Below are 26,658 nucleotides of genomic sequence, written 5' to 3' on the forward strand. Positions count from 1 at the left end.
ATGAAACGAGTGTTACTGCCACCGCGTCAAGATTGGCAACAACAGCAACGTGATATTGGCTTTGATTATTTTGATTTGGCTTCACGTGACGGCTCAATGTATTGGTCAGAGGGTGTCGCCTATGAGTTTAGTCTGCAACAAATTGAACAGCTTGAAGATGCCAGCAATGAATTACATGCGATGTGCTTAGACCTTGTCGCAGACATGGTAAAGCGGGGCAATTATCCTGATTATTTTCATCTTCCGCATGCAGCAATTGCTTGTATTGAAGATTCATGGCGCAAACAAAGCCCAATGCTTTATGGGCGTTTTGACTTTGCCTATGATGGTCAGAATATTAAAATGCTCGAATACAATGCTGACACGCCAACGGGTTTATTAGAAGCCTCCGTGGCGCAGTGGCATTGGCTAGAGCAAGTACAAGATATTGCCAATCGTGATCAATTTAATAGTATTCACGAAGCACTCATTGCACGTTGGCAACACACCTATAGCGCAGGTCAACATGTACATTTTGCTGCCTGCCAAGAAGCAGGGCGTGAAGATTGGGGCAACTTAGAATATCTCATGGATACTGCGTTCCAAGCAGGACTAAACGTGCATGAATTGTCTATGGAAAATATTGGTTGGGATGAAACCGACTTTGTTGATCTAGCCGAACAACCCATTCGGCATCTCTTTAAGTTGTACCCTTGGGAATGGTTATGGCAAGAACAATTTAGCCAGTTTATTCGACCTGAAGTTAATATAGATTGGATCGAACCCTGTTGGAAAATGCTGTTATCCAATAAAGCCCTCTTAGTTGAGCTATGGCAACGCTATCCACATCATCCTTTACTGGCTGAAACGCATATTTATGACCCACAGCACAACTATCAAGGCAAATGGGCACGTAAACCAGTATTGTCACGTGAAGGCGCCAATATCCATATTGTTCAAAACAATTTAGATTATGGTGCTGCCTCGGGCAGTTTTCATTTTGATGAATATGATCAATCTGGCTATGTGATGCAGCAATGGGTTAAAACACCATTATATGATGGCATGCTGCCGACCTTAGGTTTATGGATGGTCGGTGATCAATGTCATGGCATGTCTTTACGTGAAGATGTGTTTGAGGTCATTGGTAACGATGCTCATTTTGCTGCGCATTATTTTGTCGAATAAAAAAGTGGCTTTCGCCACTTTTTATTGCTTAGATCCTATGATGACTTAGATACTATGCGCTGCTACACGGCGCATATAAAATACTAAACGAGTAAAAAATAAAATTTGTAAAAATAGGGTAAAGGCAGAGATTGTCCATTCGTACCATTCATCAAAGGCTGTGCCTTCTAAATTCAAGGCAAAATATAAACCCAATAAAATGCCCCCAAATACCACACCTGCTAGGGTAGTTTGCACCAAAATTGGAAAAGATAAGGCAGTAATACGGCTAATAAAATGCTCGCCCTCATCACCGCCATTGGCACGATAAGCAGATTGAATGCCAATCGCCATAATTGCCAAGGTCAGTAGGCCTTCAACTGCAATAATATTCAAATTAAAGTAAGGTGAATACATGCCATAGTAGTACACCAAAGAAACCAGTAAAGCTGTCATTAGGTAATAATTTTTATAATGTTTTTTTTCTAAAGTATTGGCAGACAACTCATGGGCAAGGGCTTTGCTATTCCAAAAATACATACAAATCTTGGCTCTAAATTGATTAATTTTCACACTTTACGCATTTAAGGCACAAAGATAAAGGGCAAAAACCGCCTTTTATCTTGGCAAAGAATTTGCATTGTAGTTGTGGTCACCATCAAATTTTAGGAGCACAGCATGAACGCCATTATTCCGACACTACAGCTGTTTGATCAACCCTGTAACAGTCAATTTGATGCAAGTGATTGGCAAATTTTGGCCCAACACTGGTATCCGGTGGCGCGTGTGCAAGATGTGTCAATGCAACCACAACGCGTGACCTTGTTAGACGTGAATATGGCACTGTATCAAACTCAAAGTGGCGCAATTCATTTAGTTCGGGACATTTGCCCGCATCGCGGTGTCCCACTGACAAAGGGCTGGGTCGAAGATGAAAATATTATCTGTCCTTATCATGGGCTGCATTATGGTGCTGATGGTCAATGCAATAAAATTCCTGCTCAGCCTGATCTAAAAAAAATCTCTGAGCGTTTTCGTTTAACTAAATTTCCTGTGGTCGAGCGCTATGGGTTGATTTGGACCAGTATTTTTGCACGCGATGTCGATAGCGCTAATCTCCCTGTCTTAGAGACATGGGATCATCCTGAGCATCAAGCAATCCTACCGCCATTTGTAGATATTGCAGGTTCAAGTGGTCGTCAACTTGAAGGCTTTATTGATGTCGCACATTTTGCTTGGGTGCATGATCAGGCCTTTGCCAATCGTGACAATCCTGTGGTACCTAAATACCAAACTGAACGCACAGATTATGGTTTAAAAACCACCTATATCAGCGATGTCAGTAACTATCCGCATGGCTTGCAACATCTGGCCCCTGAAGGTTTTGAATGGAAGCGTACCTTTGATGTTTATCCACCCTTTAGCGCAATTCTGACTGTAGATTTCCCGAATGATGGCGTACTCAAAATCTTAAATGCCTGTTGTCCTATTTCACACAACAAAACCCGTTTATTTGTACCCCTGACGCGTAATTTCGACCAAACGGGCGACTTAGAATCTGTTTATGCTTTTAATGCGCAAATTTTTGCTGAAGATCAGGAAATGGTCGAATCACAAAAACCAGAAGAACTACCGCTGGATTTAATGATGGAAGCACATTTTGAAGCAGACCGCTCATCCACCACATATCGCCGTATTTTGGCAGAATGGGGACTGAGTAAACGTTATACAGTTTAAGCCCTCAATATTGGGTACAATCAATCGAAAAAATAAAACTCGCAGGTTAAAAATGTCTTCTGTAATTGCAACGACGGCGATCCGCGGTCGCTTCCTCGATATTCAGAATACGGTTGCCCAAGCGCGTGAAATTCACGACCAAGTGCGATATGTAGAAGATGGTTTACTGATTAGCAAAAATGGTCATATTGATTATTTTGGTTCGTGGCAAGAAGGGCAACATCTGCTCGATGCCAATACTCAAGTGCAGCATTATCCTGAACAATTGATTGTCCCCGGCTTTATTGATAGCCATATTCATTTCCCACAAACTGAAATGATTGGGGCTTATGGTGAACAACTGTTAGAGTGGCTCAATAGCTATACCTTCCCCACCGAATTACAATTTAAAGAGCCTGAATACGCCCAAAAAATTGCCGAGTTCTTTATTCAAGAATTACTTAAAAACGGCACCACAACCGCTTTAGTCTTTGCCACAGTGCATCCTGAATCAGTCAATGCTTTATTTGAAGCTGCAAGCGCGCAAAATATGCGCGTGATTGCCGGTAAAGTGTTGATGGATCGTCATGCGCCTGAAGATCTGTGTGATACAGCCGAAACTGCTTATACAGATTCCAAAGCCTTAATTGAAAAATGGCATGGTCAAGGTCGTAATCTCTATGCAATCACACCACGCTTTGCACCCACCTCGACGGAGGCTCAACTTAGCAAAGCAGGGCAGCTGAAAGCCGAATATCCTGATGTGTATGTACATACTCATTTAAGTGAAAATAAAAATGAAATTGCGTGGGTCAAAGAATTATTTCCTGCTCAAAATGGCTATTTAGATGTCTATCATCACTATGGTCTAACAGGCTCAAAATCTGTATTCGCGCATTGTGTCCATTTAGAAGAAGATGAGTGGCAATGTATGCATGAGACTGATTCCGCGATTGCCTTTTGTCCAACCTCAAACCTGTTTTTAGGGAGTGGTTTATTCCCACTGCACAAAGCGTGGCAAAAACAGGTCAAAGTGGGCTTAGGTACGGATGTAGGTGCAGGCACTTCATTTAACCAGCTGCAAACTTTAAATGAAGCCTATAAAGTGCAGCAGCTGCAAGGCAATAAACTCTCTGCTTTTGAGGCGCTATATCATGCCACTTTAGGCAGTGCCAAAGCTTTAAGCTTAGACGACAAACTTGGCAACTTTAATGTAGGGAAAGAAGCAGATTTTGTGGTGTTAGATTTAAATGCCACTGCGCTGCAACGTTTACGTCAAAGCCGTGTTAAGAATATTGAAGACGCTGTATTTGCGCTGATCACCATGGGCGATGATCGTAATATTGCTGCCACCTATGTCTTTGGTCAGTGTGTTTATCAGCAGTAATTTATCGCATAGAGTTTCAACAATTAAAGCCTCATCGTTTAATCTGTTGCCTTGGTTTACATTTTCAACACTAAAACGGATGCAACAGTAGAGAAGATGCTTTAAAATTAAAACATGTTTAGGGGTGTTGCAGGTCAACACCTTTTTTATTTTTGATTTTGCTTTTTAGGTATCTACCCATGTCTGTTGAAATGAAGGTGATGATTTCTGCTGAAGAAATTCAAGCGAAAGTTCAGGAACTTGGCGCTAAAATTAATGCACATTATGCAAATAGCGACAAAGAACTGGTGCTGATTGGCTTGCTTCGCGGTTCAGTAATCTTTATGGCTGACCTTTGCCGTACCATTACTAAACCTCATGAACTCGATTTTATGACTGTATCAAGTTATGGCGGCGGTACGGTTTCAACACGTGATGTCAAAATCTTAAAAGATTTAGATGGCGAAATTCGTGGTAAAGACGTACTGGTTGTTGAAGATATTATCGATTCAGGTAATACCTTAAGTAAAGTATTAGAAATTTTACAAACGCGTGAGCCAAACTCCATTGAGCTATGTACTTTAGTGAGTAAGCCTTCACGCCGTGAAATTGAACTTGAAGTAAAATTTTTAGGTTTTGAAGTTGAAGATAAATTTATCGTAGGTTATGGCTTAGACTACGATCAAAAATATCGACATGTTCCATTTATTGGTGAAATTGGTCTTTAAGATCAAATCGCTTAGAGAGTGGCCGTAGGCCACTTTTTTTATTTTTTAAAATCGACATCTGCACAAAAAAGCAACATTTTTTAGCGTAATTTGGCTTTAGTGCTCGGCGTGAATCCTGAATCATAGAATAGATAAATAACCCTGAAAACAACCATCAAAATTCTAGAGGAGACAACTTATGTGGTCACTCATCGTTGCAATTGTCGTGGGTTTTGTTGCCGGCTTAATCGCAAGAGCACTGCATCCAGGTGAAGATAAAGCTGGTTTTTTAATGACTACTGTACTTGGGATTGCGGGTTCCTTGCTGGCAACTTATGCCGGACGTTTATTAGGTTTATACGGCGAGAACTCAACAGCAGGTTTTATTGCCTCTATTATTGGTGCGATTGTGATTTTATTTATTTACAACATGCTGAGTAAAAAAGCTTAAAAACACCTATAAAAAAGCCCTAAAATTTTAGGGCTTTTTTAGGTTAAAGCTTTATTTTTATAAGCCTAGTTCACGCCAGATTGTTTCAATTTCAGTGGCAGGGTAAGCGCCCAATACACGATAGCCATTTGAGAAAATAATGGCAGGTGTGCCCGAGACCCCTAATTTTTTAGCCAGTTCAATATTAGCATTAATTGGATTCCTACAGCTCTTTTTAGATTTTGGTGCAATTCCTTGTCCAATTAACTGTTGCCATGCAAAAGCAGGATCAGCTTCACAATAGACTTGCTTAGACACTGCGACTGATTGTGTTTTTAATGGCAAAATGAAGGTATATATTGTCACATCGTTTAGCTTTTTCAGTTCTACTTCAAGCTGTTGACAATATGGGCAATTTGGGTCAGAAAAGATCGCAAGCTGGCGCTTACCATTACCCCGTACTGATTTAATCGCATTTTTCAGGGGTAAACTGTCCCAGCTTACCGTGTTATTTTTAACAATCAATTCTTGAGTCAGGCTTTTTTGATCTTTTAAACGCAGCATATTGCCTGCAATCAAATGTTCAGCATCATCATTTAAATACACCACCTGTCCATCAATTTCAGCACTATAAATACCACGCATTTCGGTATGGGCTATATTTTTTACTGCCAAATTAGGATAATTTTTAACAAGATTTTGTTGTGCAGTAGTGAGGTCAGCGAGGGTAAAGCTAGATAGGCTGAGCAGTAACATGCTCAATATGGTTTTTTTCATACCCGAGGTACTCAAGTGTTAGATTTATATGCTGTTTAATTCTACGCTGTTATGCTCAAAATAGACCACAGTGATACAGTTTTGATTACTTAATCACAACAGCTTAAATGTTTCACGTGAAACAAAAAATAATATTTTAACCTCAGCTTAAAATTATAAATCTACAAATAAAATAAAAAATAACCTATTGATTTTTAATTTTTTTTAAATTTATACATAGGTATTCACTTATCCACATGATTCTACAAGTTATCCACAATTCGACTATATTATTGCTCTTTAAGCCATATCATTTACTCACAACTTAATTTAAGTCGTGGATAAGTACAAAGTTATCCACATATTTAGCCTAAAAATACTCAGATATCTATAGCATATTGCTTGATTTAGCCATTAAAAAAGCCCTCATAAGAGGGCTGTTGTATTATTTTCCAATACAGAACGAACCGAAGATTTTCCCAAGCAAATCATCAGCGCTGAAATCACCAGTAATTTCACCTAATGCATTTTGTGCTAAACGTAATGATTCAGCCACCAGCTCACCTGCGTTATACACCACCAGTTGCTCACGCGCTTCGGCTAAATAGTACTGTGTGCGCTTCATTGCATCTAAATGACGAGTACGTGCAATAAAGGTATCTTCTTCTGGTTGGAAACCTGCATGCGCTGTAATCGCATCTATGAGCGATTGGACGCCAGTTTCTTGCTTAGCAGAGACAGTAATATGACGGAAGCCATTTAAATCAGAAATTGCGGTTTCTACATCAGTTAAATCACATTTATTTCCAATCAACATGAGACGTTTTGGTTCAATGTGATCAGCAAAATAGTCTTGCGCCAATTGTAATGGGTCTTCACCTTGGCTTAAGTCATACACCAGTAACAATAAATCCGCTTGCTCAATTTCTTTAATGGCACGGCGGATGCCTTCTTTTTCTACGATATCGCCAGTTTCACGTAAACCTGCGGTGTCGGTTAAGGTGATTGGTAAACCATTTAAAGTAATTTTTTCATGTAGCACATCACGGGTTGTACCTGCAATATCAGTCACAATGGCACGCTCAATACCCGCTAAAGCATTTAATAGCGATGATTTACCCGCATTTGGTTTACCTGCAATCACTACTTGTAAGCCTTCACGCAATAACTGTCCTTGACGCGCTGATTGCTGTACTTGAGTGACTGCACCTGCAACACCATCCAGTAGGCTTAAAATTTTACCATCCGCTAAAAAGTCAATTTCTTCTTCAGGAAAATCAATTGCTGCTTCTACGTGTAGGCGTAAATGAATCAGTTGCTCGAGTACTGCATTTACTTTAGTAGAGAAGGCACCTTGCAATGAACGTACTGCAGAACGTGCCGCAGCTTGCGAAGTCGCATCAATTAAATCGGCAATCGCTTCTGCTTGGACTAAATCGAGCTTGCCATTTTCAAAGGCACGCATGGAAAACTCACCCGCTTTAGCTGCCGTAGCACCTAGCTCTAATAAACGCGCCAGTAGGGCATTTTGAATGATAGGCCCACCATGACCTTGTAGCTCAACCACATCTTCACCAGTAAACGAGTGGGGATTAGGAAAGCAAATGGCTAAGCCTTCATCCATCACCTCACCCGCTGCATCATAAAATTTACGAAATGCAGCATAACGTGCACCAGCAAGTGGCTGCTGGGTTAGGCTTTGTGCAATGGCATAAGCTTTGGGCCCAGATAGGCGAATTACCCCAACGCCACCACGCCCCGGTGGTGTGGCAATCGCAGCAATAGTGGTTTGAGTTTGCATAAAATTCACCTAAAAATCTTTGTTAACAACACAAATAAAAATCCGCCTAAGATTACCATCTTAAGCGGATTAATTCAGCTAGTCAGTAATGTTGTATTACTGGCTTGAGCCTTCACGTTGTTCACGTTCTTTCGCTACAGATTTATTAATTAAACCTTGCTGTAAGATGGTGATCAAGTTGTTGACGATCCAGTAAAGTACCAAACCTGCAGGGAAGAACAGTAAGAATACTGTAAAAATCACCGGCATAATTTTAAATACTTTGGCTTGCATTGGATCAGTCGGCTGTGGATTTAACGACTGTTGGATATACATGGTTAAGCCCATCAACAGCGGCAAGATAAACCATGGATCCATTGCAGATAAATCTTGAATCCAAAGTAACCACGGCGCATGACGTAGCTCTACAGATTCCATCAACACCCAATACAACGCCAAGAAAATAGGCATTTGTAGTAATAGCGGTAAGCAACCTGCAAGTGGATTCACTTGTTCACGCTTATACAATGCCATCATTTCTTGTGAGAAGCGCATACGGTCTTCACCGAACTCTTCTTTCATGCGTTGCATTTCAGGTGCAATCACACGCATTTTCGCCATTGAGCGATAGCTCTTAGACGATAATGGCCACAAGATCAGTTTAACAAGCACGGTAAGCAAGATAATTGCCCAGCCCCAGTTACCCACTAAACCATGGAAGAATTCCAGACCCACGAACAATAACTTGGCAATTGGCCATAACCAACCGTAATCTACAGTTTGGTTTAAACCAACAGCTAAATCTTTAAGCTCAGATTGAATTTTTGGACCTGAATAGAAGGTCGCATCCACTTCTGCCACAGTACCTGCAGGTACATTAATCGCTGGCGAAGTAAAACCAATAATATTCATATCATCGGTTGATTTACGCGATTCAAGTTTAGCCGCATAAGCTTGACCACCATTTTGGGTCAGCTTAATTTCACCTGGCACCCAAGCGCTTACAAAGTAATGCTGAACCATAGCAACCCAACCGCCTGTTGCGTCAACACTTACTTTTTCTTCATTGAAGTTATCAAACTTCAACTTATTGTAATGCTCATCTGGTGTACCCCATGCACCACCAAGGAAAGTACCAAGGGTAAAGATCCCTTGATCTGATTTACCTGGATCGTCAGAGTTATCACGTTTGATTTGACCAAACATTTGACCCTGCCAAGGTTGGCTACTGCGGTTAACCACTTTGTGATTAACCACAATTGGGTATTCACCTTCAGTGAAGGTAAAGGTTTTAATGATTTCTACACCATCAGCGGTTTTGTAAACCATTGGTACAGTGACAGTTTTAATTGCCTGACCATCTTTATCTTTGGCAGCTTTAGCGTCAGCTAAGCTATATGAAGTTTTTTCAACTTCATAGTTTGGACGACCATTACGGCTTGAGTCTGGGCCATTAAGACCAATTAAACCAGACTGCGCGACATAGGTACGTTTGTCATCGCTTTCAAGCATAACGAATGGTTCATCGCTATCTTTATTTTTGTCATGATTGAGTAATTCAACACGAACAATATCACCACCTTTTGGACTAATCCAAAGATGATAAAGGTCAGTTTGTACTGAAATAAGCTGTTGACTTACAGGTGCTGTAGTGTCCGTTGCCTGTTGTGCTGTAACATTTGCTTGTGGCAGATCAGATGCGGCAACTGCCGTCTGACCATTTGGCAAATCTGCAGATACATCATGCGATACCACGGCAGCTTTCTGCTGCGGCTGACTATCTGCATTACCGTAATCTTTTTGCCAAGCCAAAATGAGCAAATATGCGACAACAAACATGGCACCGAGAATTGCAATCCTGGCCCATTGTTGCATATCTATTACCCCAAGTGGTTAGAGTGTTTTTGGTTCAATAAACGATCACGAAAGGGTACAGCAACAAGACGCTTTTGAGAATCAGAATCTATTTGCTGAAAGGAAATAAAACGAATTGCTTTTAATGGAACAGGATCATAACCCGATCCTCCCCAAGGATGGCACCGGCAAATACGTTTCGTAGATAACCACACACCACAGACAGCACCATGCGTATGGACTGCTTCCAAAGCATATTGAGAACAAGTTGGAATATAACGACAACGCGGCCCAAGTAATGGACTAATCGCAATCTGATAGAGACGAATGAACCAATGCAGTAGACGTACCATTGGCCATCCCTATTTTTCTGGGGAGGGAGCTATTTTTGAATGCTTTTTAGCAAGGCGTTGTAACTTCTGCCAAGCAAATTGTAGTTGCTGATACAATTCGGCATTAGGCACTGCTTCAATCCCCATTTTGGGCATCACGACAATATCTAATAAACCTAATTGATGTTGGTGCAAGCGAAAGCTTTCGCGAGCAAGTCGTTTTACTCTATTTCTTTCGTGTGCGCGGCGCACTTTCTTCTTAGCAACAACTAAACCCAAACGGCTATTCGGCAGTTCGGAATATTTTGCTAAAAATAAGAAATGGGGCTGATGCACTTTAAAAAGCGCACCATCAAAGACACCTTTGTAATCGGCAGCACAGCGTAAACGAACCTCTGTGCTATAGCCGCAAAGTGTTGTCATCACACCCAAAACCGTCAAGTCTTAACTATTGATTAAACAGTTAAGCTATGACGACCTTTTGCACGACGGCGAGCTAATACTTGACGACCAGCTTTAGTAGCCATACGAGCACGGAAACCATGAACGCGCTTACGCTTTAATTCAGATGGTTGGAATGTACGTTTCATATTGAAACTCCAAAAATGATCTTTCTATAAAGGTCCGCGATTTTAGTGCTCATTGCTTGAGCTGTCAATGCAAAATGGCAAATGTAACGCAATTAGATTGTAATTTTTGCTGTTTAAGTTTTTAGCGTGTAAACAGTGAAAAGATAAATATTTCTTAGTCTACAAACATTAAACTATTGTTTTAGAAAAATAAAATAAATATCAACAATGATATTAACAGACTTATCCACAAGTTTATTCATAGTTTGTCTATAACTTTAATTTTAATTCCAAATTTATTTGATTTTAAGACTTATCCACAGAAAACTCGATGCTTATAAATAAATTTAAATTTATAAATTTAATATTATTATTATTAGGGAGCTTTTTTTCTATGGATAACACACTTTTAAATATAAAAATCATTAATTTAACATGTGGATAAATATGTTTTTAATTTTTGGATAATTTGTGGATAACTTTGTGCTATATTTTATCCACAGCTTATGGATAAAGTTATCCACATTGTGATTTAAATTTAAATTTGCGCTTTTTTTACTAAATCGCTGCGATTGCTCATGACAGATGTGGATAACTTAGTTAGAATGGCGACCCGCTTTGGCTTGGCGCGGTAATTTTCAAATCTGTTAACGGATATATAGGGGTTTCACATGCTTTGGACAGACTGCTTAGATCGCTTGCGACAAGAGCTATCTGGAAATGTCTTCACAATGTGGATTCGACCGTTAGTTGCAGAAGAAACTCAAGACTGTTTGCGTTTGTATGCGCCCAATCCTTATTGGACGCGCTATATTCAAGAGCATCACCTAGAGTTGATTTCAATTTTGGCTGAGCAGCTCTCTGAGGGGCGCATCCAAAAGGTTGAGATTCTAGTAGACTCACGTCCTGGTGCAATTTTGTCACCAAGTGAACAGCCAGCAACCACCACAGCTGCGTTGAGCCCAGTACCTCAGTCTATTCAGCCTAAAGCTAAAAAAGATAAAGATGAGGCAGCTAAAGCCAATCGCAAACGTCTGCTTAATCCTTTGTTTACGTTTTCCCTTTTTGTGGAAGGTCGTTCTAACCAAATGGCAGCCGAAACCTGTCGTAAGGTTTTAACCCAACTAGGTGAACCGCAACATAATCCATTATTTTTATATGGACCTACTGGTTTAGGTAAGACGCATCTGATGCAAGCAGTCGGTAATGCCTTATTGCAAGCCAAACCAAATGCTCGAGTCATGTATATGACTGCAGAAAGCTTTGTACAAGATTTTGTTACCTCGCTACAACAAGGTAAGGTTGAAGAGTTTAAAAAGAACTGTCGTTCTTTAGATTTATTATTGGTGGATGATATTCATTTACTTGCGGGTAAAGAAGCCAGTTTGGTGGAGTTTTTCTACACCTTTAACGCGCTGTTAGATGAATCAAAACAAATCATTTTAACTTCAGATCGTTATCCAAAAGAATTAACTGAACTTGATCCACGTTTAGTTTCACGCTTTTCTTGGGGCTTATCTGTAGGAGTTGAGCCACCAGACATTGAAACGCGTATTGAGATTCTGCTAAAAAAAGCGGAAAGCACAGGGGTAGATTTACCACGTAATTGCGCGCTTTTTATTGCTCAGCAAGTGGTGGCAAACGTGCGTGAACTTGAAGGTGCACTGAATAAAGTGGTCGCAATTTCGCGTTTTAAAGGTACATCTATTGATCTTGATGTGGTGCGTGAATCGTTAAAAGATGTGCTCGCAATTCGTGCGCGCACCATTAGTACAGAAAATATTCAACGTGTAGTCAGCGAATACTTCCGCATTCCATTAAAAGAATTGGTGGGCCCTAAACGCACACGTATTTACGCTCGACCACGTCAATTGGCAATGGGATTGGCACGTGAACTCACTGGCGATAGTTTTCCTGAAATTGGTATGGCATTTGGTGGGCGTGATCATAGTACAGTCATGCATGCCTGTGAAAAAGTGCAAAGCCTACGTGAACAAGATCCTATCTTTAACGAAGACTATAAAAACCTACAGCGTTTGTTACAAAGCTGATTAAGTTTTATTCAAATGCTAGACCTTGCAATAGTGCAAGTTCTACCTCATATTACTCATCGAAAAATTTCATCTTCAGCTGTTAGAGGAATGTATTGTGCGTTTAAAAATCGCGAAAGAAAGCTTACTTAATGTTCTCTCTCACGTCGTGGGCGCGGTAGAACGTCGTCATACTCTTAATATCTTATCTAACGTTAAAGTGCAGGTAACGCATACGGCTTTGACCGTAACAGGCTCAGATTTAGAAGTAGAGCTAGTGGCCAGTACTGCTTTAGCTGAAGGTGCATGTTTAAAAGCCGGTGAGACCACTGTACCTGCCCGTAAGTTAGTCGATATTTGCAAATCTTTACCTAATGGTGCTGTAGTTGATTTGCAAGTTTCTGAAGATCAACGTTGTGTGCTCACCTCTGGTCGTAGCCGCTTTGTTTTAGGTACTTTACCTGCTGAAGATTACCCATTACTCACCACAGAAAGTACACACGGCACACAAGTGACCGTAACGCAGCGTGAGCTTAAGCGTCTATTTGAAAAAACTGCGTTTGCGATGGCTGTACAAGACGTACGTTTTTACTTAACAGGCACATTGCTTGAAGTCGAAGAGAATCAATTGCGTGCTGTGACCACAGATGGCCACCGTTTGGCGCTATGTGAAACTTTAGCTTCTTCTAATGCCACTCAGCCAATCCAAGCGATTGTGCCGCGTAAAGCAGTTGCAGAGTTACAACGCTTATTGAGCCTTGAAGATGAACCATTATCTTTATTAATTGGTCGTGAATTGCTTAATATCACCATTAGTACGCCAAGCCGTGATAAAGATCAGCCTGATATTAGCGTACGTTTCACCACCAAGTTGATTGATGGTAAGTTCCCTGACTATCGTCGTGTCATTCCACGTGGCGGCAATAAAACAGTAGTGATTGGGCATGATGTGTTTAAGCAATCTTTACAGCGTGTTTCGATTTTAAGTAATGAAAAATTACGTGGCGTATTCTTAATTTTTAAACAAGATGCCTTGCAACTACGTGCCAATAACCCTGAGCAAGATGAAGCCACCGAAGAACTCGCTATTCAGTACAATAGTGATGAACTCGAGATGTCATTTAACTCACAATACTTACTTGAAGTACTAAACGTCCTTGATGGCGAAGATGTATCAATGACCATGACGGAAGCCAATCATTCAGTCTTAGTACAAGATACGGCTCATCCTGATCAGACCTATGTGGTCATGCCAATGCGTGTTTAAGCGTTTAGCTTTATGCATATTACGCGTTTAAATATCCAACGTGTTCGAAATCTAGAAGCGGTTGCACTCCAAGAGTTGCAGCCGTTTAACGTCTTTTATGGGGCGAATGGTTCGGGTAAAACTTCGGTTTTAGAGGCGATTCATTTACTGGCGACCGGACGTTCTTTTCGAACGCATATGCCTAAAAACTACATTCAGCAGGGTAAACCTGATGCCATTGTATTTGCCCAATCGCCAAGCGATAAAATTGGTATGCAAAAGCTGATTTCAGGTGAGCAAACTATTAAGCTCAATGGCGATCATATTGCGACTCAGGGTCAATTAGCACGCCTATTACCCTTGCAATGGGTTGACCCATTAAGTACTGACATTATTGATCATGGCGCCAAGCCACGTCGACAATTACTTGATTGGTTAATGTTTCACGTGGAACCTGAATTTTATCAAGCTTGGCAGTTCTATTCGCGTACTTTAAAACAGCGCAACAGCTTACTAAAAAGTCAGCGTCACTTGAGCTTGAATGATTTAGAACCATGGAACCAAATATTGGCGCAATATGGTGAAATTTTGCATCAGCAACGTTTGAGTGTTATTGAGCAATGGCAACACTATTTGCTTCAAGATCTACAGCATTTATTACCTGATTTAGAGATCAGACTTGAGTATCAAGCCGGCTTTCATCATGAACAAGGTTTACTACATGATCTGACTACTCATCATCAAAAAGACCTTGAGAGACGTTATACCGAATATGGTCCGCATCGTGCTGATTTGCGCTTGAAAACCCCACTGGGTGATGCTGACGTTGTGCTATCGCGCGGTCAAAAAAAGCTGTTAATCATTGCGTTAAAACTGTCACAGATTGCAATGCTACATGCTTGTAATAAGGAAACTGTGGTATTATTAGATGATCTGACGGCAGAATTAGATTTAACCGCACAACAACGTTTAATTGGGCGCTTGAGCCAACTTGGTAGTCAAGTTTTTATTACCACTTTAGACCATGAGTCAGTGCAAACTCACTTACATGATTTGTCTATTTCTTATCAATTATTCAAAGTTGAAAACGGTGAGGTTCGCCTTGTCACACAATGATTTACCCATCTTTGGATAGACCTATTTTTTCACTAGGGAGAAACCATGAGTTCAGAAGATCAATCTGTCTCTACTACAGAACAAACCATTGAAAAGGCTTATGATTCCTCTAGTATCAAGGTATTACGTGGCCTCGACGCGGTTCGTAAACGTCCCGGCATGTATATTGGTGATACTGATGATGGTACAGGCTTACACCACATGGTGTTTGAGGTCGTTGATAACTCAATCGATGAAGCCTTAGCAGGTCACTGTGACGAAATTTTAGTGACTATTCACGAAGATGAATCAGTATCTGTTGCTGATAACGGTCGTGGTATTCCAACCGACATTCACCCTGAAGAAGGTGTTTCTGCCGCAGAAGTGATTTTAACGATTCTGCATGCAGGCGGTAAGTTTGATGATAACAGCTATAAAGTTTCTGGTGGTCTACACGGTGTAGGTGTTTCCGTTGTTAACGCCTTGTCAGAAAAACTTGAACTCACCATTCACCGTGCGGGCAAAATTCATGAGCAAGAATATCGTCATGGTGATTCTCAATATCCACTGAAAGTGGTTGGCGAGACTGAAAAAACGGGTACTCGTGTACGCTTTTGGCCAAGTGCTGAAACCTTTAGCCAAACCATTTTTAGCGTCGATATTTTAGCGCGTCGTTTACGTGAACTTTCATTCTTAAATGCCGGTGTACGTATTGTTTTGCGTGATGAACGTATTAACGTAGAACATGTATTTGATTTTGCTGGTGGTTTATCTGAGTTTGTTAGATATATTAACCAAGGTAAAACTCATCTCAATGAAATCTTCCATTTCACTACACAAGCTGAAAATGGCATTGGGGTAGAAGTTGCTTTACAGTGGAATGATTCATATCAAGAAAACGTACGTTGTTTTACCAACAACATTCCGCAAAAAGATGGTGGTACACATTTAGCTGGTTTCCGTGCGGCATTAACGCGTGGTTTAAACAACTATATGGAAAACGAAAACTTACTCAAAAAAGAGAAAGTTGCAGTATCTGGTGATGACGCGCGTGAAGGTTTAACTGCCATTGTTTCAGTGAAAGTACCTGATCCAAAATTCTCTTCACAAACTAAAGAAAAATTGGTGTCGAGTGAAGTGAAAACAGCGGTCGAACAAGCCATGAATAAGTCGTTCTCTGAGTATCTATTAGAGAACCCGCAAGCGGCTAAATCAATTGCTGGTAAAATTATTGATGCAGCACGTGCGCGTGATGCAGCACGTAAAGCGCGTGAAATGACGCGTCGTAAAAGTGCGCTGGATATTGCAGGTTTACCAGGTAAATTAGCCGATTGCCAAGAAAAAGATCCAGCTTTATCAGAACTTTATCTCGTCGAGGGTGACTCTGCGGGTGGTTCGGCAAAGCAAGGTCGTAACCGTAAGATGCAAGCCATTTTGCCACTGAAAGGTAAAATCTTAAACGTAGAACGTGCGCGCTTCGACCGTATGATTTCTTCAGCTGAAGTAGGTACTTTAATTACCGCACTGGGCTGTGGTATTGGTCGCGAAGAATATAACCCAGACAAATTGCGTTACCACAAAATCATCATCATGACCGATGCTGACGTGGATGGTTCGCACATCCGTACCTTGTTGCTGACGTTCTTCTTCCGTCAAATGCCAGAATTGGTTGAACGTGGTCATATTTATATTGCTCAGCCACCGTTGTATAAACTGAAAAAAGGCAAGCAAGAGCAATATATTAAAGATAACGATGCATTAGAAACGTATTTAATTTCAAACGCAATTGATGATCTAGAATTACATATCAGCGCTGAAGCACCGGCAATTCGTGGTGAAGCATTGGCAGCTGTTATTGCAGATTATCAAACCTCGCAAAAGAGTATTCAGCGTTTAACGCAGCGTTATCCTGCAACCTTACTTGATGGTTTATTGGGTCTAGACGCCTTTAAACTAGATCAAGTTACAGATCGTGATTATGTAGAAACTTGGGGTGAGCAATTACGTTTAGCAATTGCCAAGCAACAAGAAAATCTACGTCCTGAATTGTCTTTAGAGAGTTTTGAAAAGCAAGATGCTGATGGCAATGCAGTGATTGCGTATTACCCACGTATTACTGTGTATGTGCATAATTTGCCACATGCTTATTTGCTAGATCAGACTTTATTGGCATCAGCTGAATATGCACGTTTGTTAAAGAACTCGAAGAGCTGGTTTAGCTTACTTGAAGAAGGTGCTTATTTACAAAAAGGCGAGCGCAAAATTCAAGTATCTACTTTCCACCAAGTTTGGCAGCAAATTTTGCAAGACTCTCGTCGTGGCATGATGATCCAACGCTATAAAGGTTTGGGTGAAATGAACGCGGAACAACTTTGGGAAACCACGATGGATCCTGAAAACCGTAACATGTTACAAGTAACCATCGATGATGCGATTGAAGCTGATCGTATGTTCTCTTGCTTAATGGGTGATGATGTAGAACCACGTCGTGCCTTTATTGAAGAAAATGCCCTCAATGCGGATATCGATGCCTAATTAGCCATCGTATTAAATTGTAAAAAGCGCCTTTCGGGGCGCTTTTTTTATGCTATGTTGAAATTAAAAGTCGTCAATGATCGTGACTCAATTGAGGTGAATAAGATGGATACGACGCAATTAGAAGGCATCCGTGATATTTGGATGGAGGCATTTTTTACTGGCAATTATGATGTGTTAGCTCAATATGAAGCTGAGCAATTTAAAGTGGTATATGAACAAGAAGGTCGTGTCGAAAGCAATTATACCCGTTACGATTTAATTGCACATGCAGTGCAAAATGGGGTGTGGAAACCACAAAAATTAGATGTCATCGCTGAAGATTTTGATTTTGATTTTGATAATCAACACTGTAAGGTTCTGATTACACTAGCAGATCAACGTAAGATTCAAGAAACTTGGGCTTATGATCAAGCATGGAAGATAAACGAACTACGCTTTTTAAAATAAATACAATAAACCTGATGTGCGGATAAGTTAGTATTGTTTGCCAAAACTGTGGATAACTTTTGAGTTATCCCCTGTAGAGATTTCAGTCTTTAGAGCTAAGAAAGCACCCCTAGAGGTGCTCTTTTACTGAGGATAAGTCACTGTTTGTTTGCCTAAGCTGTGGATAACTTTTAGGCAGCTGTGTATATCTTCAATTAATCTTCAAATGAAGCTTCGAGATCTTCAAGTTCCATCATCAGCTCAAGCATTTGTTCTTCAGCTTGTTCGACTTTGCCTTTAAGTTCCGATTGCTCATTCATGAGTTTAAGTAGCTCATCTTTACGGTTGGCTTCATACAGGGCAGTATCACCTAGCAATGTTTCAATTTCGGCTAAACGAGGTTGTAGCTTGGCAATTTGCGCTTCATTTTTCTCGATATTTTTGCGAATTGGGCGCGTTTGCTCACGGCGCTGTGCAGCTAACTTACGCTGTGCTTCTTTATCGAGTTTAGATATCACAGGTTTATCCGAGACCTGTGAAGTCACAGGCACAGCAGGTTGCTGCGCGTTTTTCATCATCTCAATACGTGCTTGACGTAACCATTCGGCATAGGCAACTAAGTCACCATCGAACTCGCGACAGCGTCCATTATTGACCAAAATCAATTCGTCACAGACGCTAGCAATGAGTTGACGTTCATGCGATACCAAGACCACCGCACCTTCAAAATCTTGCAATGCCATAGTTAAGGCATGACGCATATCTAAGTCTAAATGGTTGGTCGGTTCATCGAGTACCAATACGTTTGGACGTTGCCATACAATTAAAGCCAGTGCTAAACGTGCACGTTCACCGCCTGAGAAGCTTTCACTTGGTGTATCCATACGCTCGCCGCTAAAACCAAAACTACCTAAAAACGAGCGTAAGCTAGCTTCAGAAATTTTAGGATCGGCGATCCGTGCTAGTTGCAGCATTGGGCTGGCTGTACCGTCTAAAGCATCCATTTGATGCTGAGCAAAGTAGCCAATATTTAGTAATTCAGAGGCTTTACGTTCGCCACGTAATAACGGTAGATCACCTACTAAGGATTTAATTAAGGTAGATTTACCTGCACCATTCATACCCAATAAACCAATACGGCTATTTGGGGTAATTTGGAGATGAATATTGGTGGCAATAAGTTTGTCGCCATAACCAATATCTGCACTTTCCATTTGTAATAGCGGCGAACTCATTTTGGTTGGTTCACGGAAACTAAAGGTAAATGGCGTATCTACATGCGCAGCAGAAAGTTCCTGCATACGTTCTAATTGCTTGATACGGCTTTGTGCTTGTTTGGCTTTGGTGGCTTTGGCTTTAAAACGGTCAATAAACTTTTGTAAGTGTGCACGCGTTTCTTGTTGCTTTTCAAAAGCTTGTTGTTGCTGTGCTAAGCGTTCACTACGGGTACGTTCAAAGGTTGAATAGTTACCTGTATATAGTACGAGTTCTTGATTTTCGATATGTAGAATATGATCGGTAATCGCATCTAAGAAATCACGGTCATGCGAAATTAGGATTAAGGTACCTTCGTAGGCTTTGAGCCAATCTTCAAGCCATAAAATCGCATCTAAATCTAAATGGTTAGTCGGTTCATCAAGCAACAGTAGATCTGAACGGCTCATTAAGGTACGCGCCAAATTCAAACGCATACGCCAACCACCCGAAAAACTTGAAACATCAAGCTCAGACTGATGTTCAAAGAAGCCTAAACCTGCCATGAGTTGTGATGCTTTCGATGGCGCAGAATAACCATTAATTTCATCAAAACGACCATATAGATGCGCCATTTCATCATTATTTAATTGTTCAGGATGAGCCAGTTTGTGTTGAATATCCCAATATTCTTCGTCGCCCGACAAGACAAAATCAATCGCTTTCATATCCAGCGCTTTGATTTCCTGTGCCATATGCGCAACCGTCCATACCGATGGACGAGTTAAACTACCGCTGTCGGATTCCATACCACCAAGTAGCGCGGAAAATAAAGTCGATTTACCAGCGCCATTGACCCCTGTTAAACCAATTTTCCAACCGGGATGCAATTGCATAGACGCTTTTTGAAAAAGAACACGTCCACCGCGACGTAAAGAAAGTTGCTCTAACTGAATCATGAAATTATCGAACAGAGAAAAAGTAGCCTCATTCTAAAGGAAATTAGAAAAAAGCCAAAACCTAAGCAATTTTGATATTGTTCGAAAAATAAACTTGATAAAATAGCTCAACTTTAAGCACTTTAAAGCTTCAAAAGTGCCCCATATATTGATTATGCTATACTGCATAATTGTCTTAGCCGCATAAGACCACCAGATTAACTAGAGGAATCTCCCCATGACTGATCAAGCGCTTGAGCTGACGGATAGTGCTGCGAACAAAGTTCGCCAATTGCGTGAGAGCGAAGGCAACCAAGATTTAATGTTACGTGTTTATGTAACAGGTGGTGGTTGTTCAGGTTTCTCTTATGGCTTTAACTTTGCTGAAAGCCAAAATGAAGATGATGCAGAGTTTATAAATGGCGATGTAAAAATGTTGGTTGACTCTTTAAGTTACCAATATTTAGTTGGCTCTGTTGTCGATTATATTGAAGGTTTAGAAGGTTCGCGCTTTGTGGTGCAAAACCCAAATGCGACAACAACTTGTGGTTGTGGTTCTTCTTTCTCAATCTAAAGATTGTGATAAAAAAGCCCCAGAGTTGGGGCTTTTTTTATGTCTGTATCAATTATACGTAAGTCATCGTACCTAAAACACGGTAGCCATTGGCACCCGTTACAGCAGGTAAATTTCCACTCAACTGAGTTACAAAACGCATTGCTAACCAAGCAAAGGCTGTGGCTTCGACCCATGTTGGGCTAAGCCCTAAATCTGCTGTGGTTTGCACCGTCCATTGATGTTTACGTAAACGCCAACGCAACTGTTCGAGTAAATGTGAGTTATAGGCACCACCACCACAGACATAAACTTCGCCTGTATCCATATTTGAACGGTAAATGGCTTTTTTAATGGCACGTGTGGTGAGTTTCATTAAGGTGGCTTGCACATTTTCAGGCGTGTCTTCGAGTTCGTCATATTCTAAACTGCTGCGCCAATCAGCAATTTGTTCATCGAGCCACTCTAGGTTAAAGTCTTCACGGCCAGTACTTTTAGGTGGTTCTTTTGAGAAAAACTCATGCGCTTGCAAGCGATCCAGCAAACTGCGAATAGCATTGCCATAGGCAGCCCAATTGCCATTTTCATCGTAGGGTTGACCCGTATAACGGTGGCACCACGCGTCCATTAAAATATTGGCAGGGCCTGTATCAAAACCAAACACCTGATCAGGTTGACCTGCAGGTAACATGCTCACATTGGCAATGCCACCTAAATTTAAAATCACGCGATGAATGGATTCATGCTGAAAAATATCCTGATGAAACGCGGGCACAAGCGGGGCACCTTGACCACCTGCTGCCATATCACGACGACGAAAATCTGAAATCACTGGAATTTGGGTGATTTCGGTAATGATATTCGGATCGCCAATTTGTAAAGTGAAGCCATGTTCAGGACGATGACGGATGGTTTGGCCATGTGAACCAATCGCTTTAATTTGACTACGCTCTAAATTATTGTTTTCAATGATTTGATTGATACCATGTCCAATCATTTGCGCGAGTGCAACATCGGCTTTCCCCATACGATCAATTTCGTTGTCATCTGGTAAAGTTAATGCCATCAGTTCATCACGAAGGTCTGGATCAAAAGGCAAAGTAAGGGTGGCATGAAGTTGCAGAGGATCAAAAGAAGCAGCAACAATGTCGACACCATCCATACTTGTGCCGGTCATTACCCCAATATAGATCGCTGTCATGATTATTCTAAAGCCTGCAAGATGCTGAAAAAGTGTTAGTATATCGCACAAATTGTATAACTGATCTATTTGGATTTTGTGATGTCAAATTTCCTGCCGGCTGAAGAACAACTTGCCCTCATCCAACGAGGCACCCACGAAATTATTTCTGAAGAAGATCTTCTAAAGAAATTAAAACAGAATCGTCCATTAAAAATTAAAGCGGGCTTTGACCCGACAGCACCTGACTTACACCTTGGTCACACGGTTTTAATTAACAAATTAAAAGTATTCCAAGACCTTGGTCATGAAGTGTATTTCTTGATTGGTGATTATACTGCCATGATTGGCGACCCAACAGGTAAGAGTGCTACACGTCCGCCATTGTCGCGTGAAAAAGTGTTAGAAAACGCCAAAACCTATCAAGAACAAGTGTTTAAGATTCTTGATCCTGCTAAAACCAAGGTTGTATTTAACTCAGAATGGTTTGGTCAAAAATCTGCAGCTGATTTAATTCAATTGGCTTCACAGCAAACTGTGGCACGTATGTTAGAGCGTGATGACTTTACCAAGCGTTATAACAGCCATCAGCCAATTGCCATTCATGAATTCTTATACCCATTGGTACAAGGTTATGACTCAGTGGCTTTAGAAGCAGACGTTGAGCTTGGTGGTACAGACCAAACCTTTAACTTATTGATGGGTCGTACCTTACAAGGTCGTTATGACCAAGAAGCACAAGTATGTATTACCGTGCCAATTCTTGAAGGTTTAGATGGCGTGAATAAGATGTCTAAATCTTTAGGCAACTATATTGCTGTGTTTGATGCACCGGGCGCGATGTACCAAAAAGTACTTTCTATGCCAGATGCCTTAATTGAGCGTTACTTTGATCTTTTAAGCTTTAAGTCAGTTGAAGAAATTCAACAATTGCTTAAAGAAGTGGCTGAAGGTCGTAACCCACAAGAAGTGAAAAAGATTCTTGCGCTTGAATTGGTTGAACGTTTCCACGGAAGCGATGCGGCTGCCAATGCGCATAGAGGTGCAGGTAATATTATTACTGAGGGTGAATTACCTGAAGGTACGCCAGAAATCACGATTTCATTGTCTGAATTTGGTGGTGAATTATTTATTACTTCAATTTTACGTGAAGCAGGTTTGGTGAAAAATTCAGCACAAGCCAAAGATGCTTTAGGCCGTGGTGCAGTAAAAGTGGATTGGCAAGCAGTAGATACTAGCTATTCGGTCAAAGAAAAATCGACTTTAATTGTACAAGCCAGCAAAAAAGCCATTGCTAAAGTGACTTTTGTAGATTAATCACTCACGCTTAAATTGTTTTAAGTGATTGAAAAAAAGCAGACTTTGGTCTGCTTTTTTTGTGACTAAAGTTTTATATTTGTATTATTAATAAGTAAATTCAAAAAAAACCTTATAAAAACAAGGTTTAATTTTTTCCAATCGCTTGCGTTTGAGAAAAAATCTCGTTAGGATGGATTTCATCTTATGACTGTAGAACACAGTCCAGAGGGTGTAAATTAGGAATATCATTCAAGGAAGATATCTTAATTTTGAGTAAAGAATTTAACGAAAATAATTATAATAAGACACACTGGATCGCATTTGATGATCTAACTCCGAGAGAGAGATTTTGGGAGAGATCTCTTTCTTTTTTTATGCCTAAAATAAGCGTTTGAAGTGCTATTTAGTTATTAATTTTATTTAAATTCAATAAAGGCCAAACGTGGCAAAATCATCTTTACTAAAATACCGACTAACACCGCAGCAATGATGGTGCCTTCGCGTACACCCAAGACTTGATGCAACACCAATAAAGAACTCATCACTGCAATAACAATCAAGACGATATCTCCATAAAGTTTGCATGAGCCAAAGTTCCAATGAAAGCGCAAAGAAAACGCTTGATATAAGCCTTCACCAGCCAAAAAAATTAAATTGGCTTTGATGATCATACATACGCCAATAGCAGTGATAGCGCAGCTCATCAAACAATATAAAAGTTGTTGTAGATAGGTGATGGGTGACCAACTTTGTGTTAGCCATAACATAAGATCAATCCCTAGACCAAAAATAAGGCCTACAGGTAATTGCAGCCAGCGTGTCCAGCGAAAATCATCCTTCAATAATAGTTTTTGAAGCGCAATCATCAAGACGTGCATAAAAATAGTCAGCGTACCTACAGAAAAAGGTAATATAAAACTATATACATACGGCAAAGATGAAATTGGCGATGTGCCTAGATTAGAACGAATAGATAGGGCAACTGCAAAGGCAAGCAGCATTAAGCCACCTAGCAATAAGCCTAAACGGGGTAAAAGTTGAGTTGGCATGAGTCAAACATAGTGTAAATAAGTTTGAGTCTAAACAAAGATGAAAAAATGTACTATGCAGCGAAAGGTGAAGAAAAGCGCTTTTTTTATGGCATGATCATTTATAGCTATACATTAATTTGCGACATAGTGAATATTTAAAAACTGTCATTTGATATATGGCAAAAATATGAATAATAAAGTGATTATTATAATCAAGACACAACTATGTACTACCAAACACAAGATTGGCATGACCAACATATTCAAAGCATACTTACATTTTTATTTGACTATACACATCCAGCGTTAAAGCAGCATCAATATCAAGATGTCATGTGGCATTTTCAGCAATTAGATATCCCAGCTTTTTATTTATTATTTGCTTTAGTTCAAGAACGTTTACCTAAACGCGCAAAGATGTTGTTTATGGCAGAAGACTATGCGGGTAAACAACAAATATTATTAGAAGTGATGGGACATTTAATAAAGAACACAGTTAATTGAGCTAAAAAACAGATTTTTCTGCTTTAAAATAGGTTTTATTGATTTCTTAGGTTAAAAAATAAACATTCATAATATAATTTTATAAATAGCGCTTGCTAAGCAAAAAAAACTACCTATAATGGCCAACATACCGACACAGTAAAGAGCAATAGATTTAGCACGAAGTGTTAAGTTGTTGATTTTTAATGTGTTTTAACTTTTTAGCGACGAGCTATAAAGAAAATCATTAAGAGATTATGAAGAACAACTTGTGTGGATTTTTACTGGTTGATCAATCGAATATATTTTCATTGATAATTGGTAAGAATTTCTCGAAGTTTATTTGAGCAAATTTTTTGTCAGTAATTGATGAGCCAAGATTGGTGCCCTATAGGCACTATTGATTTTAAACTGAAGAGTTTGATCATGGCTCAGATTGAACGCTGGCGGCAGGCTTAACACATGCAAGTCGAGCGGATGAAGGTAGCTTGCTACTGGATTCAGCGGCGGACGGGTGAGTAATGCTTAGGAATCTGCCCATTAATGGGGGACAACAGTTGGAAACGACTGCTAATACCGCATACGCCCTACGGGGGAAAGCAGGGGATCTTCGGACCTTGCGTTAATGGATGAGCCTAAGTCGGATTAGCTAGTTGGTGGGGTAAAGGCCTACCAAGGCGACGATCTGTAGCGGGTCTGAGAGGATGATCCGCCACACTGGGACTGAGACACGGCCCAGACTCCTACGGGAGGCAGCAGTGGGGAATATTGGACAATGGGCGAAAGCCTGATCCAGCCATGCCGCGTGTGTGAAGAAGGCCTTTTGGTTGTAAAGCACTTTAAGCGAGGAGGAGGCTACTTAGATTAATACTCTAGGATAGTGGACGTTACTCGCAGAATAAGCACCGGCTAACTCTGTGCCAGCAGCCGCGGTAATACAGAGGGTGCGAGCGTTAATCGGATTTACTGGGCGTAAAGCGTGCGTAGGCGGCTTTTTAAGTCGGATGTGAAATCCCTGAGCTTAACTTAGGAATTGCATTCGATACTGGGAAGCTAGAGTATGGGAGAGGATGGTAGAATTCCAGGTGTAGCGGTGAAATGCGTAGAGATCTGGAGGAATACCGATGGCGAAGGCAGCCATCTGGCCTAATACTGACGCTGAGGTACGAAAGCATGGGGAGCAAACAGGATTAGATACCCTGGTAGTCCATGCCGTAAACGATGTCTACTAGCCGTTGGGGCCTTTGAGGCTTTAGTGGCGCAGCTAACGCGATAAGTAGACCGCCTGGGGAGTACGGTCGCAAGACTAAAACTCAAATGAATTGACGGGGGCCCGCACAAGCGGTGGAGCATGTGGTTTAATTCGATGCAACGCGAAGAACCTTACCTGGTCTTGACATACAGAGAACTTTCCAGAGATGGATTGGTGCCTTCGGGAACTCTGATACAGGTGCTGCATGGCTGTCGTCAGCTCGTGTCGTGAGATGTTGGGTTAAGTCCCGCAACGAGCGCAACCCTTTTCCTTATTTGCCAGCACTTCGGGTGGGAACTTTAAGGATACTGCCAGTGACAAACTGGAGGAAGGCGGGGACGACGTCAAGTCATCATGGCCCTTACGACCAGGGCTACACACGTGCTACAATGGTCGGTACAAAGGGTTGCTACCTCGCGAGAGGATGCTAATCTCAAAAAGCCGATCGTAGTCCGGATTGGAGTCTGCAACTCGACTCCATGAAGTCGGAATCGCTAGTAATCGCGGATCAGAATGCCGCGGTGAATACGTTCCCGGGCCTTGTACACACCGCCCGTCACACCATGGGAGTTTGTTGCACCAGAAGTAGGTAGTCTAACCGTAAGGAGGACGCTTACCACGGTGTGGCCGATGACTGGGGTGAAGTCGTAACAAGGTAGCCGTAGGGGAACCTGCGGCTGGATCACCTCCTTAACGAAAGATTGGCGACCGGTAAGAATCCACAACAAGTTGTTCTT

At 41.0% G+C, this 26,658-nt stretch carries 23 protein-coding genes and 1 rRNA gene; 14 read left to right on the forward strand and 10 right to left on the reverse strand.

All coding sequences use genetic code 11. The features are described 5' to 3' along the window. On the forward strand, positions 1-1,167 hold the full coding sequence (locus AC5YCD_RS12770; RefSeq protein ID WP_496130392.1) for a glutathionylspermidine synthase family protein: 1,167 nt from the start codon (positions 1-3) through the stop codon (positions 1,165-1,167). Positions 1,168-1,212: 45 nt separating this feature from the next. Here the strand turns inward: AC5YCD_RS12770 and AC5YCD_RS12775 are convergent, their stop codons facing one another. Continuing rightward, positions 1,213-1,686 (reverse strand): hypothetical protein, encoded by a 474-nt coding sequence (locus tag AC5YCD_RS12775; RefSeq protein ID WP_496130411.1) that lies wholly within the window; start codon positions 1,684-1,686, stop codon positions 1,213-1,215. Positions 1,687-1,824: 138 nt separating this feature from the next. On the opposite strand from AC5YCD_RS12775, the gene AC5YCD_RS12780 reads away from it, so the two are divergent. The 4 genes from AC5YCD_RS12780 to AC5YCD_RS12795 all read left to right on the forward strand — a co-directional run bounded on the left by AC5YCD_RS12780 (position 1,825) and on the right by AC5YCD_RS12795 (position 5,386). Next, the gene (locus AC5YCD_RS12780) at positions 1,825-2,883 is read left to right on the forward strand and encodes a Rieske 2Fe-2S domain-containing protein (RefSeq protein ID WP_496130393.1); all 1,059 of its coding nucleotides are present in this window, start codon (positions 1,825-1,827) and stop codon (positions 2,881-2,883) included. A 52-nt stretch (positions 2,884-2,935) separates the two neighbouring features. Beyond that, on the forward strand, positions 2,936-4,249 hold the full coding sequence (guaD, locus tag AC5YCD_RS12785; RefSeq protein WP_496130394.1) for a guanine deaminase: 1,314 nt from the start codon (positions 2,936-2,938) through the stop codon (positions 4,247-4,249). Between the two features lie 179 nt (positions 4,250-4,428). Beyond that, complete coding sequence (gene hpt / locus AC5YCD_RS12790; protein ID WP_496130395.1) at positions 4,429-4,956, forward strand: hypoxanthine phosphoribosyltransferase; 528 nt, start codon at positions 4,429-4,431, stop codon at positions 4,954-4,956. 178 nt (positions 4,957-5,134) lie between these two features. Next, positions 5,135-5,386, forward strand: a complete 252-nt coding sequence (locus AC5YCD_RS12795; protein ID WP_496130396.1) for a GlsB/YeaQ/YmgE family stress response membrane protein — start codon at positions 5,135-5,137, stop codon at positions 5,384-5,386. Between the two features lie 57 nt (positions 5,387-5,443). Here AC5YCD_RS12795 and AC5YCD_RS12800 read toward each other — a convergent pair whose 3' ends face one another. The 6 genes from AC5YCD_RS12800 to rpmH form a co-directional block, all read right to left on the reverse strand. After that, positions 5,444-6,142, reverse strand: coding sequence for a DsbC family protein (locus AC5YCD_RS12800; RefSeq protein WP_496130397.1), 699 nt, complete (start codon positions 6,140-6,142; stop codon positions 5,444-5,446). Between the two features lie 424 nt (positions 6,143-6,566). After that, positions 6,567-7,922 (reverse strand): tRNA uridine-5-carboxymethylaminomethyl(34) synthesis GTPase MnmE, encoded by a 1,356-nt coding sequence (gene mnmE, locus AC5YCD_RS12805; RefSeq protein WP_496130398.1) that lies wholly within the window; start codon positions 7,920-7,922, stop codon positions 6,567-6,569. Between the two features lie 96 nt (positions 7,923-8,018). Continuing rightward, positions 8,019-9,776, reverse strand: coding sequence for a membrane protein insertase YidC (gene yidC, locus AC5YCD_RS12810; RefSeq protein ID WP_496130399.1), 1,758 nt, complete (start codon positions 9,774-9,776; stop codon positions 8,019-8,021). Between the two features lie 5 nt (positions 9,777-9,781). Next, the gene (gene yidD / locus AC5YCD_RS12815) at positions 9,782-10,108 is read right to left on the reverse strand and encodes a membrane protein insertion efficiency factor YidD (protein WP_496130400.1); all 327 of its coding nucleotides are present in this window, start codon (positions 10,106-10,108) and stop codon (positions 9,782-9,784) included. Between the two features lie 9 nt (positions 10,109-10,117). After that, a complete protein-coding gene (gene rnpA, locus AC5YCD_RS12820; protein WP_496130412.1) occupies positions 10,118-10,510 on the reverse strand; it encodes a ribonuclease P protein component in 393 nt (130 codons plus the stop codon). Positions 10,511-10,542: 32 nt separating this feature from the next. Beyond that, positions 10,543-10,677: a 50S ribosomal protein L34 gene (rpmH, locus tag AC5YCD_RS12825; protein WP_000831329.1), complete on the reverse strand. Its 135-nt coding sequence runs from the start codon at positions 10,675-10,677 to the stop codon at positions 10,543-10,545. A 650-nt stretch (positions 10,678-11,327) separates the two neighbouring features. Here rpmH and dnaA point away from each other — a divergent pair. From dnaA to AC5YCD_RS12850, 5 genes are all read left to right on the forward strand, one after another. Beyond that, entirely contained in the window at positions 11,328-12,707 is a 1,380-nt protein-coding gene (dnaA, locus tag AC5YCD_RS12830) for a chromosomal replication initiator protein DnaA (RefSeq protein ID WP_496130401.1), read from the forward strand. Positions 12,708-12,804: 97 nt separating this feature from the next. Further along, positions 12,805-13,953 (forward strand): DNA polymerase III subunit beta, encoded by a 1,149-nt coding sequence (dnaN, locus tag AC5YCD_RS12835; protein WP_496130402.1) that lies wholly within the window; start codon positions 12,805-12,807, stop codon positions 13,951-13,953. A gap of 12 nt (positions 13,954-13,965) precedes the next feature. Continuing rightward, positions 13,966-15,048: a DNA replication/repair protein RecF gene (gene recF, locus AC5YCD_RS12840; RefSeq protein WP_496130403.1), complete on the forward strand. Its 1,083-nt coding sequence runs from the start codon at positions 13,966-13,968 to the stop codon at positions 15,046-15,048. Between the two features lie 45 nt (positions 15,049-15,093). After that, the gene (gyrB, locus tag AC5YCD_RS12845) at positions 15,094-17,562 is read left to right on the forward strand and encodes a DNA topoisomerase (ATP-hydrolyzing) subunit B (protein ID WP_496130404.1); all 2,469 of its coding nucleotides are present in this window, start codon (positions 15,094-15,096) and stop codon (positions 17,560-17,562) included. A 105-nt stretch (positions 17,563-17,667) separates the two neighbouring features. Then, complete coding sequence (locus tag AC5YCD_RS12850; protein ID WP_496130413.1) at positions 17,668-18,012, forward strand: hypothetical protein; 345 nt, start codon at positions 17,668-17,670, stop codon at positions 18,010-18,012. A gap of 194 nt (positions 18,013-18,206) precedes the next feature. Here AC5YCD_RS12850 and AC5YCD_RS12855 read toward each other — a convergent pair whose 3' ends face one another. Continuing rightward, positions 18,207-20,144, reverse strand: coding sequence for an ATP-binding cassette domain-containing protein (locus AC5YCD_RS12855; RefSeq protein ID WP_496130405.1), 1,938 nt, complete (start codon positions 20,142-20,144; stop codon positions 18,207-18,209). Positions 20,145-20,361: 217 nt separating this feature from the next. On the opposite strand from AC5YCD_RS12855, the gene erpA reads away from it, so the two are divergent. Next, positions 20,362-20,697, forward strand: coding sequence for an iron-sulfur cluster insertion protein ErpA (gene erpA, locus AC5YCD_RS12860; protein ID WP_496130406.1), 336 nt, complete (start codon positions 20,362-20,364; stop codon positions 20,695-20,697). A 52-nt stretch (positions 20,698-20,749) separates the two neighbouring features. Here the strand turns inward: erpA and AC5YCD_RS12865 are convergent, their stop codons facing one another. After that, positions 20,750-21,877 carry an anhydro-N-acetylmuramic acid kinase gene (locus AC5YCD_RS12865; protein ID WP_496130407.1) on the reverse strand — a complete coding sequence of 376 codons (1,128 nt, stop codon included), beginning with the start codon at positions 21,875-21,877 and terminating at the stop codon, positions 20,750-20,752. A gap of 63 nt (positions 21,878-21,940) precedes the next feature. Between AC5YCD_RS12865 and tyrS the strand changes: the two genes are divergently transcribed. Further along, positions 21,941-23,173 (forward strand): tyrosine--tRNA ligase, encoded by a 1,233-nt coding sequence (gene tyrS / locus AC5YCD_RS12870; RefSeq protein ID WP_496130414.1) that lies wholly within the window; start codon positions 21,941-21,943, stop codon positions 23,171-23,173. A gap of 398 nt (positions 23,174-23,571) precedes the next feature. On the opposite strand, the gene AC5YCD_RS12875 is transcribed toward tyrS, so the two are convergent. Beyond that, positions 23,572-24,204, reverse strand: a complete 633-nt coding sequence (locus AC5YCD_RS12875; protein ID WP_496130408.1) for a YczE/YyaS/YitT family protein — start codon at positions 24,202-24,204, stop codon at positions 23,572-23,574. A gap of 207 nt (positions 24,205-24,411) precedes the next feature. Here AC5YCD_RS12875 and AC5YCD_RS12880 point away from each other — a divergent pair, with 207 nt between their 5' ends. Further along, positions 24,412-24,690 carry a hypothetical protein gene (locus AC5YCD_RS12880; RefSeq protein ID WP_496130409.1) on the forward strand — a complete coding sequence of 93 codons (279 nt, stop codon included), beginning with the start codon at positions 24,412-24,414 and terminating at the stop codon, positions 24,688-24,690. Positions 24,691-25,077: 387 nt separating this feature from the next. Then, a 16S ribosomal RNA gene (locus tag AC5YCD_RS12885) occupies positions 25,078-26,614 on the forward strand. Positions 26,615-26,658 lie beyond the last annotated feature (44 nt).

The sequence above is a fragment of the Acinetobacter sp. CY05 genome (assembly GCF_059515805.1).